This is a genomic window from Larkinella bovis, assembly GCF_042655385.1.
GTDB classification, from domain to species: Bacteria; Bacteroidota; Bacteroidia; order Cytophagales; family Spirosomataceae; genus Larkinella; species Larkinella bovis.
Genome location: NZ_JBHSMA010000018.1, coordinates 74,638 through 92,064 on the forward strand (window position 1 = coordinate 74,638; position 17,427 = coordinate 92,064).

General features: G+C 52.9%; 17 protein-coding genes and 1 tRNA gene. 10 read left to right on the forward strand and 8 right to left on the reverse strand.

The features are described from left to right. Nucleotides 1-42: 42 nt before the first annotated feature. From ACFPMF_RS27180 to ACFPMF_RS27190, 3 genes are all read right to left on the reverse strand, one after another. On the reverse strand, nucleotides 43-876 hold the full coding sequence (locus ACFPMF_RS27180; protein WP_379851165.1) for a MotA/TolQ/ExbB proton channel family protein: 834 nt from the start codon (nucleotides 874-876) through the stop codon (nucleotides 43-45). 504 nt (nucleotides 877-1,380) lie between these two features. After that, nucleotides 1,381-2,553 carry an MFS transporter gene (locus ACFPMF_RS27185; RefSeq protein WP_379851167.1) on the reverse strand — a complete coding sequence of 391 codons (1,173 nt, stop codon included), beginning with the start codon at nucleotides 2,551-2,553 and terminating at the stop codon, nucleotides 1,381-1,383. A 95-nt stretch (nucleotides 2,554-2,648) separates the two neighbouring features. Then, entirely contained in the window at nucleotides 2,649-3,026 is a 378-nt protein-coding gene (locus ACFPMF_RS27190; RefSeq protein ID WP_379851169.1) for a hypothetical protein, read from the reverse strand. A 301-nt stretch (nucleotides 3,027-3,327) separates the two neighbouring features. Between ACFPMF_RS27190 and ACFPMF_RS27195 the strand changes: the two genes are divergently transcribed. The 10 genes from ACFPMF_RS27195 to ACFPMF_RS27240 all read left to right on the forward strand — a co-directional run bounded on the left by ACFPMF_RS27195 (nucleotide 3,328) and on the right by ACFPMF_RS27240 (nucleotide 14,874). Then, the gene (locus ACFPMF_RS27195) at nucleotides 3,328-4,278 is read left to right on the forward strand and encodes an RraA family protein (RefSeq protein WP_379851202.1); all 951 of its coding nucleotides are present in this window, start codon (nucleotides 3,328-3,330) and stop codon (nucleotides 4,276-4,278) included. A 104-nt stretch (nucleotides 4,279-4,382) separates the two neighbouring features. Further along, nucleotides 4,383-5,651 (forward strand): mandelate racemase/muconate lactonizing enzyme family protein, encoded by a 1,269-nt coding sequence (locus ACFPMF_RS27200; protein ID WP_379851172.1) that lies wholly within the window; start codon nucleotides 4,383-4,385, stop codon nucleotides 5,649-5,651. A 3-nt stretch (nucleotides 5,652-5,654) separates the two neighbouring features. Then, nucleotides 5,655-7,082: a glucuronyl esterase domain-containing protein gene (locus ACFPMF_RS27205; protein ID WP_379851174.1), complete on the forward strand. Its 1,428-nt coding sequence runs from the start codon at nucleotides 5,655-5,657 to the stop codon at nucleotides 7,080-7,082. 8 nt (nucleotides 7,083-7,090) lie between these two features. Continuing rightward, nucleotides 7,091-8,314 carry a mannonate dehydratase gene (uxuA, locus tag ACFPMF_RS27210; protein WP_379851176.1) on the forward strand — a complete coding sequence of 408 codons (1,224 nt, stop codon included), beginning with the start codon at nucleotides 7,091-7,093 and terminating at the stop codon, nucleotides 8,312-8,314. 80 nt (nucleotides 8,315-8,394) lie between these two features. After that, nucleotides 8,395-10,500 carry an alpha-glucuronidase family glycosyl hydrolase gene (locus ACFPMF_RS27215; protein WP_379851178.1) on the forward strand — a complete coding sequence of 702 codons (2,106 nt, stop codon included), beginning with the start codon at nucleotides 8,395-8,397 and terminating at the stop codon, nucleotides 10,498-10,500. Between the two features lie 22 nt (nucleotides 10,501-10,522). Continuing rightward, nucleotides 10,523-11,299: an SDR family NAD(P)-dependent oxidoreductase gene (locus ACFPMF_RS27220; protein WP_379851181.1), complete on the forward strand. Its 777-nt coding sequence runs from the start codon at nucleotides 10,523-10,525 to the stop codon at nucleotides 11,297-11,299. A 24-nt stretch (nucleotides 11,300-11,323) separates the two neighbouring features. Then, nucleotides 11,324-12,199, forward strand: a complete 876-nt coding sequence (locus ACFPMF_RS27225) for a sugar phosphate isomerase/epimerase family protein (protein ID WP_379851184.1) — start codon at nucleotides 11,324-11,326, stop codon at nucleotides 12,197-12,199. A gap of 101 nt (nucleotides 12,200-12,300) precedes the next feature. Next, nucleotides 12,301-13,689 (forward strand): enolase C-terminal domain-like protein, encoded by a 1,389-nt coding sequence (locus ACFPMF_RS27230; RefSeq protein WP_379851186.1) that lies wholly within the window; start codon nucleotides 12,301-12,303, stop codon nucleotides 13,687-13,689. A gap of 62 nt (nucleotides 13,690-13,751) precedes the next feature. Next, nucleotides 13,752-14,231 carry a response regulator transcription factor gene (locus ACFPMF_RS27235; RefSeq protein ID WP_379851188.1) on the forward strand — a complete coding sequence of 160 codons (480 nt, stop codon included), beginning with the start codon at nucleotides 13,752-13,754 and terminating at the stop codon, nucleotides 14,229-14,231. 112 nt (nucleotides 14,232-14,343) lie between these two features. Beyond that, entirely contained in the window at nucleotides 14,344-14,874 is a 531-nt protein-coding gene (locus ACFPMF_RS27240; RefSeq protein ID WP_379851190.1) for a DUF4199 domain-containing protein, read from the forward strand. A gap of 63 nt (nucleotides 14,875-14,937) precedes the next feature. Here the strand turns inward: ACFPMF_RS27240 and ACFPMF_RS27245 are convergent, their stop codons facing one another. The 5 genes from ACFPMF_RS27245 to ACFPMF_RS27265 all read right to left on the reverse strand — a co-directional run bounded on the left by ACFPMF_RS27245 (nucleotide 14,938) and on the right by ACFPMF_RS27265 (nucleotide 17,166). Beyond that, the gene (locus tag ACFPMF_RS27245; protein ID WP_379851192.1) at nucleotides 14,938-15,501 is read right to left on the reverse strand and encodes a DUF4256 domain-containing protein; all 564 of its coding nucleotides are present in this window, start codon (nucleotides 15,499-15,501) and stop codon (nucleotides 14,938-14,940) included. 86 nt (nucleotides 15,502-15,587) lie between these two features. Then, nucleotides 15,588-15,971 carry a DoxX family protein gene (locus tag ACFPMF_RS27250; protein ID WP_379851194.1) on the reverse strand — a complete coding sequence of 128 codons (384 nt, stop codon included), beginning with the start codon at nucleotides 15,969-15,971 and terminating at the stop codon, nucleotides 15,588-15,590. Continuing rightward, nucleotides 15,955-16,461: an SRPBCC domain-containing protein gene (locus tag ACFPMF_RS27255; RefSeq protein ID WP_379851196.1), complete on the reverse strand. Its 507-nt coding sequence runs from the start codon at nucleotides 16,459-16,461 to the stop codon at nucleotides 15,955-15,957. Before ACFPMF_RS27255 ends, ACFPMF_RS27250 begins: the two co-directional genes overlap by 17 nt. Before the next feature lie 6 nt (nucleotides 16,462-16,467). Continuing rightward, nucleotides 16,468-16,791: an ArsR/SmtB family transcription factor gene (locus tag ACFPMF_RS27260; protein WP_379851198.1), complete on the reverse strand. Its 324-nt coding sequence runs from the start codon at nucleotides 16,789-16,791 to the stop codon at nucleotides 16,468-16,470. Nucleotides 16,792-17,092: 301 nt separating this feature from the next. Continuing rightward, nucleotides 17,093-17,166: transfer RNA gene (locus tag ACFPMF_RS27265), tRNA-Pro, on the reverse strand. Nucleotides 17,167-17,427: the final 261 nt, after the last annotated feature.

Consider the following 17,427-nt stretch of genomic DNA (forward strand, 5'->3'; position numbering starts at 1 on the left):
AGTTAATGAATTTTTGTGATGTAAAAACGTTACCGGCTACAATTAATTGTGTGCGGCAAAGTTTTGCTGAATGCTCAAACCGATTTCGTCGATGTTGTACGTCAACTCATCAATACGGCTCGTGAAATAGCTGTACATGATCGTCGCGATAGCGGCCGTACCGATCCCCAAAGCTGTGTTTACAAGGGCCTCAGAGATACCCGTTGACAGAGCGGCCGTATCCGGCTGACCCGTTGAACCCAATTCGCTAAAGGCCCGGATCATCCCCAATACCGTACCCAACAGCGCAACCAGCGTTGATACCGAAGCCAGGGTTGCAATGATGGTCAGGTTTTTCTCCAACATCGGCAATTCGAGCGTTGTTGCTTCTTCTACTTCTTTTTGCAGCGCAACCAGTTTTTGCTCTTTCGTCAGCTCTGTATCATTTCTCAGTTGCTGATATTTTACCAGCGCGGTTTTTACCACATTACCGACTGACCCTTTCTGACGGTCGCATTCTTTGATAGCGGCTTCTACTTCGTTACGGTCGAGCATTCCTTTTACTTTCCGAACAAACTCGTCGATTGAACCGGAGCCATTGGCACGGCCGATCGTAATAAAACGCTCAATTGAGAAAACCAGCACAATTAAGAAACAGGTAAACAAAAGCGGTACAATCGGACCACCTTTGTAAACGATCCCGAAATAATCGCCGTCGATCGGAAGGTTTTCGTTATTTCCACCTTGAAAGTGACTGGCATCGCCAAACACAAACATGTACGTGGAAACGGCGATGATAAACAAAATGGGAATGACAAACACCGGATTCAGACCGCCCGACTTTTTCTTGGGAGCTGCTGCTTTAGCTGGTGCTGGAGTTGGAGATTGTGTTTTCATTAGACTAACTGTAGGGTTAAATTGAAACTGGTTTTTTGTGTAAAGAAAACGAAAATTTCAAATTGAAACGTTTTGGTAGAATAAAATTTCGGTAGGCTTTTGTTGAAGCCTACAACAAAAGTATCAATTTTCTAGCTGAATTTATGCAAATGGTAGCGTCATTTTTTTGTTAATTCGAGAAATTCTTTTACGTTTTTTATATTTTTCCAAGTTTTGACCCACCAATTAAATTTTTAAAAAATTTGATAACTATTTCTCTTTCATGAAATTATACGGAATATTATTTGTTCACATTATTTGACATTTTTGTACTGATATTTAACAAACTTTTATATAAATATTTAATAAGTTAAATCTGTCCAGCCCGTTTTTCCCGTGTTAATTACGCAAACGGTTCAGCCCCCCCGAAAAAAAAATATTGCCAAGGCCTAACTAAAAAAATCGTTTATCAGCCTCGCAATTTCAATTTATGGTTTTTCGAAGAAATTGGTCCTGAGGCTGTTCTCATTTTTTTTGCTTATAGACCAGATACAGAAAGGAAATCAGGGAAAAAACCGCAGTGACCAGAAAAGCCAGCGAAAACCGGTCGGTTTTGTTTCCGTAAAGAAAAGCCGACAGATAAGCCCCGAGGCCGATGCCGGCTTCCAGCGCAATGTACATCGTAGCCAGTGCCCGGCCCCGGTTTCCGGCATGACTGAGATCGACCGTCCAGGCCTGCGCCGTCGGCGAATACATCCCCATCGAAATGCCGAAGACGACGCCGGCCAGCAAAAATGAAAACGGAGAGGTGCTGAATGCCAGCAAAAGCATGGCCGCCGTCAGGATCAGGGAAGCCACGCACAGAATCGGACGACGCCCGTACTGGTCCGAAATTTTACCCGCCAGAAACCGGATCGCCAGCGACGAGATCGTAAAAACCGTAAAAAATAACCCTTTGTTACCCACCTGTAACGCCTGGCTAAAATCGGGAGCAAGCGTGATAACGGCGCCAAAACTGAACGAGTTAAGAAACGTGACCAGAGAAGGTGCCAAAACCGCCGGTTCGAACACATCCCGGCGCGAAATTTTCAGTAAACTCCAGCGAAACCGCACGCGTTCGGCCAGGGTTTCCTTCATGTTTAATAGAATAACAATGGATAAAAGTGCCAGCGTCGACGAGGTGTAAAACAACGGATTCAGGCCGAACGAATCCGTCAGCCAGGCACCCAGGGCCGGCCCAAACGCCATACCGATGCTGCCACTGAGACCCAGAACGCCCATGGCTTCACCCCGACGTTCGTCGGGCACAATATCGGCCACATACGCCGAGGTGCCGGTCGGCTTGAAACCGGTCGAAAAACCGTGTACGAGCCGCAGCAGCAACAGGGCGGCAATGCTATTGAACCAGACCGACCCCACCAGCGGATACAGAAAACCGCAGATGAAGCATACTACCGAACCCAGCGCCATGACCGGCACGCGTCCGATGGTATCGGTCAGCCGGCCACTGAATGGGCGGGACAATCCGGCGGTTAAGGTAAAGAGGCTGATTAGGTACCCTTTGTATTCGGCTCCGCCCAGACTGGTCAGATAACCGGGTAACTCGGGAATCAGCATATTGAAGCTGGCAAAGAACAGAAAAGAACTTAAGCAGAGAAGAAAAAAGGCAGTGGTATAAATCGTACGCGGCTGTTCCATCCGCAAAAATAAACCATAGACCAAAAAAAAGCTACTTCCGATTCGGAGGTAGCTTTCCCGTGCTTTCTTAACCTAAACTAATCCTACAGAATCTTTTATTTCATCGAAATCAGGCGGATAGGCTCCTGAACCACCGGTTTTCCGATGTTGACGATTTTCTTCACGCTGCCTTCCGATGAGACAAATTCCAGTTCATATTCGCCTTCCAGCAAAGCGCTCACATCCAGTTTCGCGACAAACTTGCTTTCGTCTTTGCCGATAAAGCGCTTGAAGAATACCTGGTTGTCTTTGTTACGGAGAATAACCGTTACTGGTGTTGATGATGATTTTTCAACGGCCACCCAGATTTTGTTTTGCCTGGTGACAAACGAACTGGTTTCGAATGAACGAGACTTGGGTGTGTTCGGGGTGGCCGTTGCCAGGGTGGCGCTCAGAAGAGCCGCGCAGATCAGGGTACCAACTAATGCCTTCATGGTTGTTCGTATTTGTTGTTATGTTGTTCTTGTTGTTGTTACTGTTCTGCGTTCTATATGCCAATTGCTATGCCAATAAATTAAGTATCTGATAATCAACAGTAAAAATTTTTGACTTTTTTGAAAGTGTACGCTGCCGGACAATTTCTGTCCGCAAGCGAACAAAGTGGACACGTCGCAGCAATTCCGGTAACCCCCGTCGCGCTTATCGCGTGATTCCGTGGCCAAACGGGTAGAAGTCAGCGGAATTTGCCTTCTTTCGTTTCAATTCTAACTCTTTTCCTGGTTCCAGAATGCTATGATGAAATGGATCATTTTACCAGCCCTGACGGTTTGCCTGTTCGGCCTAGCGACGGTGTCGTTCGGGCAGCAGATTTCCCGCGAAGAATTGATCTTTCTGACACCCGAATGGAAGGGTGAACGCTTCCCCGACGGACGGCCCAAGGTGCCGGATGCGCTTCTCAAACGCATGAAACTGGTGACCCACGAAGAAGCCTGGGCTACCATGAAAGGCTCGAACTACAAGTACCAGTACGCCGAAGGATGGCAGACCATCAACCCCGACAGTGTATTGGTAGGCCGGGCACTGACCGCAACGTTTATGCCCGGGCGGCCCGACGTACACCGGGTCATTGACAAAAAAGGCCACGAAAAAGACGGGCGCGTGAAATCACAGAACGCCTGGCCCATCGACATGCTGACGAAAGGCGATGTGTACGTGGTCGATCAGTTTGGCATGCACGAAGACGGCCCGACCATCGGCGACAACCTCGGCAATTCAATTTACGCCAAAACCGGCAACGGCATTGTCTACGAAGGCGCTATCCGCGACATCGCCGGCCTGAAAGAAATTGGCGGTTTTACGTCCTACTTCCGCAGCTACCACCCTTCCCACCACCTCAACAACCCCGACGGCGAACTGAACACCACGCTGGTCGGCATCAACCGCCCGACGCGCATCGGCAAAGTGATGGTGATGCCCGGCGATGTGGTGCTGGGCCGCGACGGGGCCGTTACCTTCATTCCTCCGCACCTGGTCGAGAAGGTGGTCAAAACCTCCGAAATCGTGCGGTTGCGGGATATGTTTGGCCACCAGCGGCTGCGCGAGCAGAAATATACCCCCGGCCAGATCGACAACCGCTGGTCGCCCGAGATTGAAAAAGATTTCTCACAGTGGCTCAACGCGCACATTAGTGAGTTACCCGTTCCGAAAGAACAGATTCAGGATTATCTAAAAACCCGTACGTGGTAATGAGTTATTACACAGGGTTAATCAGAGGTAATCAGGGCCTCCTCCGATAAACTCTGATATCCGCTGATTAACCCTGTGTAATAACCTGACAAACTTCCAATCTCATGACCTCACGCAGATCTTTCCTCACCAAAAGCGCCATCGCCAGCGTCTTTGCCGCCACCTCCAGCTTCGGGGCCCCTTTAGAAACCGCCGTAGAACGAGCGCCCTTGTCCTCGGCGCCCTCCGACCTCAAGATTACCGACATCAAGTGCGGCTACATCCGCAACGGGCACAGCCTGTTCGTCAAGATTCATACCAACCAGGGCATCTGGGGCTGCGGGGAAGCCGTGGATGCCACGCCCGGCACCTACCATCTGGTCAAGATGATGGCCCAGCGCATCAAAGGCAAAAGCCCGCTGAACGTCAACCGCTTATTCGAAGACATTCGCCGTTCCGGCTTTTTTGAAGGCGCGCAGGCCGGGATGTACATTGCCGTTTTGTCGGCCGTCGAAACCGGCTTGTGGGATCTGGTCGGCAAGGCCCTCGGTTTGCCGGTTTACCAATTATTGGGCGGCAAATACCGCGACCGAATCCGGGTGTACTGTGATACCGGCACTTACCGTGATACCGACAAAAGCACGAACAATTTTGCCCAAAGCGCGAAGGAAGCCGTTCAGATGGGTTTTACGGCGGTGAAGTACGACATCGACGAATGGAACGATCCGAATAAATACGACCGCTATAACTGGACGGCCAGCCCCGGCGAACTGGAGCGGATGTACAACCAGATTGCCGCCGTGCGGAAAGCCGTGGGACCCAAAATCGATATTTGCGTTGATATGCACGGACGGTATGACATGACCACCGGCAAACGGGTGGCCAAGATGATGGAACCGCTGAACCTGATGTTCCTGGAAGAACCGATTCCGGCCGAGAACGTGGAAGCCTACAAAATCATTTCCGAATCGACCAGCACGCCCATCTGCGCGGGTGAAAACCATTACCTGGCGTACGGTTTTCGCCGGATGCTGGAAATCGGCGCGGTAGACATCATCATGCCGGATTTGCAGAAGGCCGGCGGTCTGGGCGAAGGACAACGCATTGCCAACCTTGCCAACCTCTATTATGTGCCGTTTGCCCCGCACATGGTGGCCTCGTACCTGGGCGCCATGGCATCCAGTCACGTCTGCGCGTCGGTCCCGAACTTCATGATTCTGGAGTGGCAGATTTATTTCCACGAAGACCCGATGTTCAAGGAAATTGTCACCTTCGACGGGCCGATGGTCAAAGACGGTTTTATTCCGCTCTCCGAAAAACCGGGTATTGGCGTTGAAATCAACGAAGAAGGCATGAAGAAATATGCGCCCAAAGATGTCCCTTTCTTTGCGTAGGTCATGAGAAAACACCTGGCTTTTCGCTTCCTCGGGGCGGTTTGGCTGCTCGCGGTTTTATCGCTGCCAATCGCCACCGCCCAAAGTCCGGATTTTGCGAAAATGAGCCCGGAAGAGCGCCGGGCGTACATGGACAAAATGCGCGCGGCCGCTCAGGACGACTGGCAAAAGACGATGGACCGACTCGGGTTGAAACTGCCCGCCAACCTGCCTCCACCCGCCGACGATCCGAAACGGCCGCAGCACGTCAAGCAGCGGGAAGGCTCCAGTAACTGGTACGACGAAGCGGGGAACACCCACGTGCGCTCGGGCTGGGGCAACTGGACCAATTACGACGAAGCGCAGGCTAATGACTACAAGCTGCCCGATCCGCTGGTGCTGAAAAACGGAAAACCGGTCAAAACCGCAGCCGTGTGGTGGAAGCAGCGTCGCCCGGAAATCCTGAACGACTACGAAACCGAGATTTACGGCAAAATTCCGAAAAACACGCCCAAGGTCACGTTTGAAGTAACCGGCCAGGACACGGCTGTCGGCGGCAAAGCCAACAAAAAGCTCGTCATCGGCCGCATCGACAACTCGAAATTCCCCAGCGCCACGCCCCGAATCGAGCTCACGATGTACACCCCCGCCAACGCTTCCGGCCCGACTCCCTTGATGGTGATCGTCTGGGGCGCTTTTCCGACGCCGATGGCCACCATCCGGAAAGTCATTGAAACCGGCTGGGCCGTGGCGCTCTTCAACACCGGTCTGGTACAGATGGACAGCGGTGCCGGGTTGCACAGCGGCATCATCGGTCTGGTGAACGAAGGCAAAGACCGCAAGCCCGACGACTGGGGAGTTCTGTCCGCCTGGAGCTGGGGATTGAGCCGCGCCCTCGATTACCTGGAAACCGACAAAGCGATCAATCCGAAGCAAATCGGGATTCAGGGACACTCGCGCTGGGGCAAAACCGCCCTGCTGGCGGCCGCGCTGGATTCACGCTGGGCCATCGCCTTTCCGAGTTGCTCAGGTTCGCTGGGCGCGTCGCTCGAAAAACGGAATTTCGGCGAAACAATCGACAACGTAGCGGGATCAGGCGAGTATCATTGGATGGCGGGCAACTTTGTTAAATACGGCGGAAACTGGCAGGCCATGCCCGTCGATGCCCACGAGTTGATTGCCCTCATTGCCCCGCGCCCGGTCTTCGTTACCGGCGGCACGAAAGACCAGTGGGCCGATCCGCACGGGATGTTTCTGGCCTGCGCGGCTGCCAGTCCAGTCTACGAACTACTGGGTAAAAAAGGCGTTGGAACGACGCAGATGCCCGCGCCGGATGTCGCCCTGATTACGGGCGAAGTGGGCTTTCGAAACCACGAAGGTGGCCACGTCGACTCGCTGGACTGGCCGGTTTTTCTGGAATTTGCCAAAAAATATTTTAACGACACGAAATAGAGCTTTTAATGGGAATGCTACAAACGATGCGCTGGTTTGGGCCGCACGATCCGGTTTCGCTGATGGACATTCGTCAGGCGGGGTGCCACGGGGTGGTGACGGCTTTGCACCAGATTCCGGTCGGCGACGTTTGGACCATGGCGGAAATTGAGAAACGAAAACACTTGATCGAAGCCGATAACGAACGGTATGTCTCGTTGCATTGGGCGGTGGTTGAGAGTCTGCCAGTTCACGAAGACATCAAGAAAGGCCGTCCGACGCGCGATCAGTACATTGAAAATTACCAGCAGTCGCTGCGAAATCTGGCGGCTTGCGGTATCACCACGGTTTGCTACAATTTCATGCCGGTGCTCGACTGGTCACGGACCAACCTGAGTTACGAAATGCCGGACGGTTCACTGGCGCTGCGGTTTGTGTGGGAAGATTTTGCGGTTTTCGATCTCTGCATTCTGAAACGCCCCGGCGCCGAAGCGGATTATGAACCGGCAGTGATCGAAGCCGCCCGGAGCAAATTTAGCCAGATGACGCCCGAACGAATCACCGAACTGAGCAATATTGTCCTGCTCGGTTTACCCGGTTCCGAAGAAGCCTTTACACTATCGACCTTTCAGGGGTTACTCGACGAATACGCCACCATCGACGACCGGGTCTTGCGGGACAATCTGTATTATTTTATTCGCGCAGTGGCTCCGGTGGCCGAATCTGTGGGCATCAACCTCTGCATTCACCCCGACGATCCACCGAGGCCGCTGCTGGGTCTGCCGCGTATCGTTAGCACCGAAGCCGATCTGGCCGAACTGATGGCGGCTTGTGACATCACCGCCAACGGGATTACGTTCTGCACCGGCTCGCTGGGCATCCGCCCCGACAACGACCTGCCCGGCATCGTCCGGCGGTTTGGCAACCGGATTCATTTCATTCATTTACGAACAACGAAACGGGAACAGAATCCAAGGAATTTCCACGAAGCTGACCATTTGGCGGGCGATGTGGATATGTACGCGGTCATCAAGGAAATTGTGCGGGAACAAAACCGGCGGGCCAAAACGGGCGTGGGCGTAACGTCCATCCCCATGCGCCCCGACCACGGCCATCAGATGCTCGACGACCTGCATAAAAAGACATATCCGGGCTACTCGGCCATCGGGCGCTTGCGCGGACTGGCGGAATTGCGCGGGCTTGAGTTAGGGATCATGCGGGCATTGGAAGATCAAATTATTTCGCAGAGTTAAGCGGAGTTAAAAGGAGTTTATCAGAGGCTCCGCTTAACTCTTTAAACTCTGATGTCCTCTGCGAAACAACTTTTAAAAGCATGAAGTATACGCTTTTATTCTTCGTATTGCTCACCTCACTCTGCCACGCCGGAGCGCCGGACCGTGACGACGGTTACCGCTTGTGGCTGAAATATGATCTGATCAACGACGCCAGCCGCCGAGCCGCCTACGCCCGTTCGGCCCCGTTCATCGTGCTCAATAGCAATTCCCCGGTTTTGAAAACAGCCGCCGAAGAATTGCAAACCGGATTGCGGGGCTTGCTCGGAAAAACCGTCCCGATCGTCAGCAGTGCGGGCGGCAAAACCGGTGGCATTGTCTTAAAAACCGATACCAGTCTGCCACAAATCAACGAAGAAGGGTATCAAATCCGTAGCCAGCCAAACATTACCATTTCCGGCAAAACCGACGCCGGGGTGCTGTACGGTGCGTTTGCGTTCCTGCGCCACCTGCAAACCGGGCAACCCATCGGCAACCTTGCGCTGACCAGCAATCCGAAAATTCAGGTGCGGATGCTGAACCACTGGGACAATACTGACGGCAGCATTGAACGGGGTTACGCCGGTTCGTCGCTCTGGAAATGGTACGAATTGCCCGAGCGCATCGACCCGCGTTACCGGGATTACGCCCGCGCCAATGCCTCCATCGGCATCAACGGAACCGTCGTCAACAACGTCAACGCCAGTTCCCGGTTTCTGACCGCCGAGTACCTGGAAAAAGTGGCTGCTCTGGCGAATGTGTTCCGGCCCTACGGCATCAAAATTTACCTGTCGGTGTACTTCCCAGCTCCGCGAACGATTGGCGGCCTGAAAACCGCCGACCCGCTCGATCCGGAAGTCAACCAGTGGTGGGCTGACAAGGCCAACGAGATCTACAAGCTCATTCCGGATTTTGGGGGTTTTCTGGTCAAGGCCAATTCGGAAGGGCAGCCCGGTCCGCAGGATTACAACCGCACCCACGCCGACGGGGCCAATATGCTTGCCAAAGCGCTGGCTCCCCACAAAGGCATTGTCATCTGGCGGGCATTCGTCTACAAAGCAGACCCGAACGGCGACCGTTTCAAAGCCGCTTACGATGAATTCAAACCGCTTGACGGGCAGTTTGAGAAAAACGTGATTGTGCAGGTCAAAAACGGCCCGATTGATTTTCAGCCCCGGGAACCGTTTTCGCCCATCTTCGGCATGATGCCCCAAACCCCGCTGGGCATGGAATTTCAGATCACCCAGGAATACCTCGGTTTTGCGACGCACCTGGTTTACGAAGCGCCCATTTTCAAGGAATGCCTCGATTCGGATACGCACGTAAAAGGTAAGGGCTCAACCGTGGCGAAAGTCATCGACGGCAGTTTGCACAATTACCCACTGACCGCCATCGCGGGCGTCGCCAATACCGGCTCCGACCGCAACTGGACCGGCCACCCGCTCGCGCAGGCCAACTGGTATGCCTTCGGACGGCTGGCCTGGGATCATGCGTTGTCGTCGGAAGCCATCGCCGATGAGTGGGTAAAAATGACGCTGACCACCGTGCCGCCTTCGGTTAAAACCGTTACGGAGATGCTGCTGAAGTCGCGGGAAATTTACGTCAATTACAACACGCCACTGGGCCTTTCGCGACCGTGGACGGGCGTTCATTTTGCGCCGGAACCCTGGCAAAACCGCAGTTCGCGCCCGGACTGGACCGCCGTTTATTATCACCGTGCCGATTCCACGGGTCTGGGCTTCGACCGCACAGCCAGCGGCAGCAACGCCCTGGCGCAATACCGTCCGGAAGTTCAGCAGCAATGGAATAATCCGGAAACCTGTCCGCTGCCTTATTTACTCTGGTTCCACCATGTTCCCTGGACAAAAAAACTGAGCACGGGCCGGCCGCTCTGGGAAGAGCTTTGTACACGGTTTTATACCGGCGCCGATTCGGTGGGCTGGCTGCAAAAACAGTGGGCGCAGGTCCAAAAAGACGTCGATCCCGAAACTTTCGATAACGTAGCCGGGCGACTGTTGACGCAGCAGAAAGAAGCCATTTGGTGGCGCGATGCCTGGGTGTTGTACCTCCAGGAATTTGCCCAACAGCCCATTCCCAAACCGTTCAAAAAACCGGAGCGAACCCTAAAAGAAGTCAAGGAATCAGTACAGGTTTATCTGGTCCGATAAACCGCTTTTAAACCCCAATAACGTGCAATCAACAGAAAGTCAACCGAATGCATTTTCATTAACCGGCAAACTGGCCCTGATTACCGGCGGAGGAACCGGTATCGGTTTTGACATTGCCCGCTGCATGGTGCAGGCCGGAGCCAGTGTCGTGATTACCGGCCGCCGGGAAGAACCGCTCCGTGAAGCCGTTAGCCAACTGGGCGAAACCGCTCATTATTTTGTCAACGATGTCGCGAATCTGGAAGGACTGGAAGGGCTGGTGGAGCAAATTGAAACAACGCTCGGGCCGATCGACACGCTGGTAAACAATGCCGGAATCAATCTGAAAAAACCGGCCCTGGAAGTCACCGACGAAGAGTTCAGCCGCATCATTCAGACCAACCTCATGGCGGTTTTTGCGCTAACGCGGGCCTGCGCCCGGCGGATGGTGCCCCGACGGAGCGGTTCTATCCTGATGATTTCGTCGATGGCGGCCTATTACGGTATTGACCGGGTAGCCGCCTATGCAGCCTCGAAATCGGGCGTGGAGGGCATGGTAAAAGTGCTGGCGTCGGAGTTTTCGCCCCACAATGTCCGGGTTAACGCCATTGCCCCGGGTTTCATCGAAACCGCCATGAGCAAGATTGCGATGGGTGGCGATCCCGACCGACGCGACCGCGCCATGCGCCGGACCCCGATGGGCCATTTTGGCAAACCGGAAGACATTGGTCATGCCGCCGTTTTCCTGTCGTCTGAAGCCGCCCGCTACATCACCGGTGCCTCGCTGCCCGTCGATGGCGGGAATTCCATCGGATTTTAAACCAAGCGTAACTATTCCTTACCCATGAATAAAATAACCCGAAAAACCTTTCTTGAAGAAGTAACACTTCTAACCGGAGCTTCCTTGCTGGCCGGTTCGTCCCTCGCTGCGGTCCCCAATTTCAAAAAATCGCAGATGAAGCTGGGACTGGTCACCTACTTGTGGGGCAAAGACTGGGATGTTCCAACCCTGATTAAAAACTGCACCACCGCCGGAATTGGTGGCGTGGAATTACGGGTCGAACACGCCCACGGGGTCATGCCGGAGCTACCCGCGGCCCAACGGCAGGAAGTGAAAAAACGATTTGCCGATAGCGCGGTTAAAGTGGTCGGTCTGGGAACGAACGAGCAGTATGATTCCCCGGACCCGGAACGGCTGCGAAAATCCATTGAACGCACGAAGGAATTCATCCGGTTGAGCGCCGACGTGGGTGGCTCGGGCGTCAAGGTAAAACCGAATCAGCTTCATAAGGAAGTTCCTACGGAAAAAACACTGGCGCAGATTGGCCGCTCGCTGGACGAACTGGCGAAATACGCGGCTGATTTCGGACAGCAGATTCGGCTGGAAGTGCACGGCAACGAAACGCAGGAGCTGCCGAATATCAAAACCATTATGGACCACGCGCCGAACAAAAATGCAACGGTTTGCTGGAACTGTAATCCGGAAGACCTGAATGGGAAAGGGCTGGAATATAATTTCAATCTGGTCAAAAAACGCTTCGGCGACATCTGCCACGTTCGCGAGCTGAACGACACCAGCTATCCGTACCAGCAATTGATGGATCTGTTCATCAAGAACAACTACAAAGGCTGGATTCTGCTCGAATGCCGAACCAATCCAGCCGACAAAGTAGCGGCCCTGATCGAACAACGCCAGCTTTTTGAGAAAATGACATCGTAAGCTCGTACCCACGGACTTTAGTCCGTGAGCATACCTTCTGGACCTTGCAACACCTCTACGGACTAAAGTCCGTGGGTACAACCTAATCCATTTCAAGCGATATGAACCGCCGGAAATTTCTTGGATACACAGGTACCTTGACCGCCATTGGCCTGAATGGTTTTTCGCCGGAAGCGCGGGCGACGAGCAAACCGGAAAAACCGTTGGCGAACATAAAAATCCGCAACGTCGACTCCAATTTTGAGCGCGAACCGCTGAATCCGTACCGGTTTAAGGGTAGTGCGATTACGGATAGCTGGCAGGCCATTGCGCTGCTCGAATCGGAATCGGGCATCCGAAAAATCGGGCTGGGAACGCAGGGCGTTTTGTGGTCGGATTCGAGCGTGTTTGCCGCCCATTCCGAAAGTGCCGGAAACGCGCTGATGTACGCCATGAGCGAACGGGCCTTGCAACTCATCAAAGGCACGTCGTTTACCACGCCGGTCGAGTTGCTGGATACGGTGTTGCCGGAAGTGCTGGCCTACGGCAAACAGATTACCGGGAATCCGAACCTGCGGAAAACCTTCGCGCTGAATGCGCTGGTGTGCGTCGATAATGCGGCCTGGCTGCTTTACGCGCAGGAAAATAAGCTGACTCGCTTCGACGACATGATTCCGGCGGCTTACCGCCCGGGCCTGTCGTACCGCCATAAAGCCGTGGCCAGCATCCCGTCGTTCAGCGTCGGCACCACCGCCGAACGCATCAAAACGGCGGCCGACGAAGGCTATTTCATCATGAAGCTCAAAACCGGTTCGGCGGGCACGCAGGCCGAAATGATCGAGAAGGACATTGCCTTCCTGACGGCAGTACACAAGGCCATCGGGCATTACGAAACGCCGTACACAAAAACCGGCAAAATACCGTATTACTTCGACGCCAACGGGCGCTACGAGAAGAAAGAAACCCTGCTGCGGTTTCTGGACCACGCCAAAAAAATCGGTGCGTTCGACCAGATTGCGGTGATTGAGGAACCGTTTGAGGAAACCAACGAGGTGTTTGTGGGCGATCTGGGCGTGCGGGTGGCCGCCGACGAAAGTGCGCATACCGTCGAGGATGCGGCCCGCCGGATTGAGCAGGGCTATTCGGCCATTGCCGTGAAAGCGATTGCCAAAACGCTCAGCATGACCATGAAAATCACCCAATTGGCGTATGAAAAGAAGATTCCGTGTTTCTGCGCGGATTTGACGGTCAACCCCATTCTGGTCGACTGGAACAAAGCCGTGGCCGCCCGGCTACCGCCGTTTCCGGGCATGACGGTCGGTTTGCAGGAAACAAACGGGCATCAGTACTTCAAAAACTGGGATAAACTCACGTCGTATCATCCCAAAGCCGGGGCAGCCTGGACGAAAACCGTGAAAGGCGTTTACCCGACCGATCAGTCTTTCTACGACCAGAGTGGCGGTATTCTGGAACCGTCGGCGCATTATGAAGCGCTTTTTGCGGGTAAATAGGCTCGGAAATACCGTTCTAAACCGTTACTTTTCTGTTTCCAGCCAACACCCTGTCAATAGAAATGCACGGACCCGTTCGTTTTCTGATCCGAAACAAAATCGCCATCCTCTACGGCATTTCGCTGGCGTTGCTGTTGTTTCTGTTGAAATGGCTGGAGTTACGGTTTTTGATCGTCAACCACGCCATTGAAATTTTTGTTGGTGCCATTGCCCTGCTCTTTACGGGTTTAGGCATCTGGCTGGCGCAAAAGCTGACCCGCCCCAAAGTAGAAACGGTTTTTATCGAAAAAGCCGTTTATCAACCCGCTCCGCCGGTTTTCAGCCTGAACGAAGAAGAACTCGCCAAAACCGGTTTGAGCAAACGGGAACTGGAAGTGCTGCAACTGATCGCCGAAGGATTGAGCAATCAGGAAATTGCATCCCGTCTGTTTGTCTCGCTCAATACCGTCAAAACGCATTCGTCGAATGTGCTGGAAAAACTGGATGTAAAGCGCCGGACGCAGGCCGTCGAAAAAGCCAGACGGCTCCGTCTGATTCCCTGATGGCGATCCTCCCTAAGTAGGATTTTCAGGCTGATTGATTAAATCACCCGAAAGGATGAGCGCCGAATCAGCCTGACGACCCACTTTTGTCCCGATATCAACTTCTTTCCTCATGAAAAAAATTATTCTGATTTGCGGACTCATCGCCGGTTTCATCCTCACCGCGACGATGATCATTTCGACGGCCCTATGCTACGCTAACGAAAATTTCGAAAGCAACATGGCGCTGGGCTATGCGTCGATGGTGCTGGCGTTCTCGCTGATTTTTGTAGGCATTAAAAACTACCGGGACAACTACAACCACCGCGTGATTTCGTTCGGAAAAGCGTTTAAAATCGGTTTGGCCATCACCCTGATTGCCTCCACGATGTATGTGCTCGTCTGGCTGGTTGATTATTATGTATTTATACCGGATTTCATGGATAAATACACGGCGCATGTGCTGAAAGAAGCGAAAACCGCCGGGGCTAGTGCAACTGAACTGGCGACGAAAGCCGACGAAATGAACGGCTATAAAGAGATGTATAAAAACCCGCTGATGGTGGTCCTGCTGACCTATTTCGAAGTGCTGCCGATTGGTTTGGTCATCTCGCTGATTTGTGCCTTTCTCCTTAAAAAGAACAACCAGACGCAGCCGGTCTGATCCACTGTGTCAGTAAACCCGTAAGGCTTCAAAACCTTCGGGTGTATTACTGGGATACAAGAATCAGACGCGCAGCAAGCCCCGGAAGCCGCGGGCAGCATAATAGGATTCGGCTCCGTTATGGTACAGAAAAACCGTGTTGTAACGGCGATCACAAAAGAGTGCTCCGCCGAGTTTCCGGATTTCCGGGGGTGTTTGCACCCAGCTCGACGTCTTCGTATCGAAGGCACCCAGTTGCTGTAACGCCCGGTATTGTTCTTCGGTCAGCAGTTCAACGCCCATTTCAGTCGCCATCTCCACTGCGCTATCCTGCGGTTTATACTCTTTCCGCGACTCCAGGGCCTGACGGTCGTAACAAACGCTTCGGCGACCTTTCGGGCTTTCCGCCGAACAATCACAAAAAAGAAATTCGTTCGTTTGAGTATCATGTCCGATCACATCCGGTTCGCCCCCGGTTTCTTCCATGATACTGAGCGACCACAGCTTTTCAGGATTCGCTTCCAGTTTTTCCTGCACGGCCGCCCAGTCAAGACCAGCATGGCGGTTTGTATTTTTCTCAAACCGGGTTTTCACCGTTTTGAGGAGTTCTTCCCGTTGTTCCAGCGTTAACTTTTTATGATTATTCATAGTGGTGCTATATTTTGCGGATTTCATTTGCTTCGTTTTTCTGCGGGACCAGCGTCGGCGTTTGCTGGCTTTTCCCGGCGATTCGCTTAAGGGTTCTCGAAAATCATTTTTCGATCGGCGGGCCGGAAAAACCAGGAAATCACCGTCAGGACAAGCAGTAAGGATGGTCCAAAAACCGCTTTGGCATCGTCCCCACTAACGACGTGCGAAAAAACCGCCCCCGACATACTAAAGAAAAAACCGGCATACGCCCACTCCTTCAGCAACGGAAATTTAGGAATCAGCACGGCAATAACGCCCAGCAATTTCCAGACGCCCAGGAGGCTTAGAAAATAGATAGGATAGCCCAACCGGGTGAACATATCGACTTCCTCCTGTACGTTACTCAATTGCACGATGGCGCTGGATACCATTCCCAATGACAGCCAGAGCGTGGCAATCCAATAGATGATTTTATTTCGTTTTGTCATGATCCAGTGCCTTTAATTTACCTGCAACATCCTGCAACCGATTGTGTGCCATGTTGATCCCTTTGGCAAACGGCAATTGCAGCATCCGGTCCCTGTCGGCCACCGATCGGTACACGATTTGCATCGTCAGTTTGCTGCGGTCGTCTGCCAGGGGTTCAAATTCCAGAAATTCAAGCTGGACGGGAAACCGGATCGCCGAATCGGGCGTACTTTCCATTTCAAAGGTTCGGATGATTTGCTGGTTCGGCACAAACGCATGAATCGTCCCATTGGTCTGCAACACCACATTGCCGTGCGCATCGCTGGTTGCAAACTGCCAGCTACCGTGCCTTTTATTTTCCAGCTTCAGCACTTTCGTTCCCATCCACTGCTCTACCAGGTCAGGCTCTTCGTAAGCCTTAAAGAGCAGCTCTACCGGTAAATCAAACTCACGGGTGATCACCAGATCCTGCTTGCCTTCCTCGGCCTTAATCGTTGTCTTGCGTTCCATACCCGGTTATGTTTTAGTTTGGTAGTTCTTCATGATGGTTTCCAGTTTGTTAAACCGGTCATCCCACAGGTTGCGGAAGGGTTCCAGAAAATCGGCTATTTCTTTCATCTTTTGGCCGTTGAGATGATAGTAAATCTCCCGGCCGGTCTGCTCCTGTTGCAGCAATTCGCACTCGGTCAGGATTTGCAGGTGCCGCGAAACCGTCGGGCGGGCCGTGTCGAAGTTGGCCGCAATGGCCCCGGCCGTCATCGCCTGCGAAGCCAGCAGCAGCAGAATCGCCCGTCGGGTCGGGTCGGCGATGGCCTGAAAGACGTCTCGTCGTAAGTTCATTGCGTAGCTATTTGACTACAAATATATGCGTAGCCATTTAACTACACAAATTTTCGGCCATTTTTCTTCCGCCTGTTTTTCGGGAGTGGTCGTCAATCAGGAAATTTGCAACAACTTTTCAGGTAATCTATTGATAACCAGCATATAAACCCAGAAAATGAGTCAAGCCAATTTGGGCGAACCGTAACCCGGGGCGGTTTTTGAAGCCTATATACGAAGTCGATTCAGGCGGGTAAAAACAAAAAACCCCGCACCATAGGTGCGGGGTTTGAATGCCTTCTGAAGTAGAAGTTGTCGTCTGTCGGGATGGCGGGATTCGAACCCACGACCCCTTGCACCCCATGCAAGTACACTACCTGGCTGTGCTACATCCCGAATCGGGTGCAAACTTAATGAATAATGAACAATGAACAATGAATGAGCCCGAAAGAATCTCAATTCATTGTTCATTATGCAGATGAACGGCCCTTTATTCGTTCTTCGGCGCTCCACTCTGCCGGGCAGGTGGCTGCGTCGATTGCCGTTGTTGCTGCATCGGGTTGGGTCCCTGCGGGGCATACGGGCTCCGTTGCTGTTTGAACAACTGGAAACGGGTCGGTTTTTGTGCCTGACGCGGGAACGAGTTATTGTCGGTAT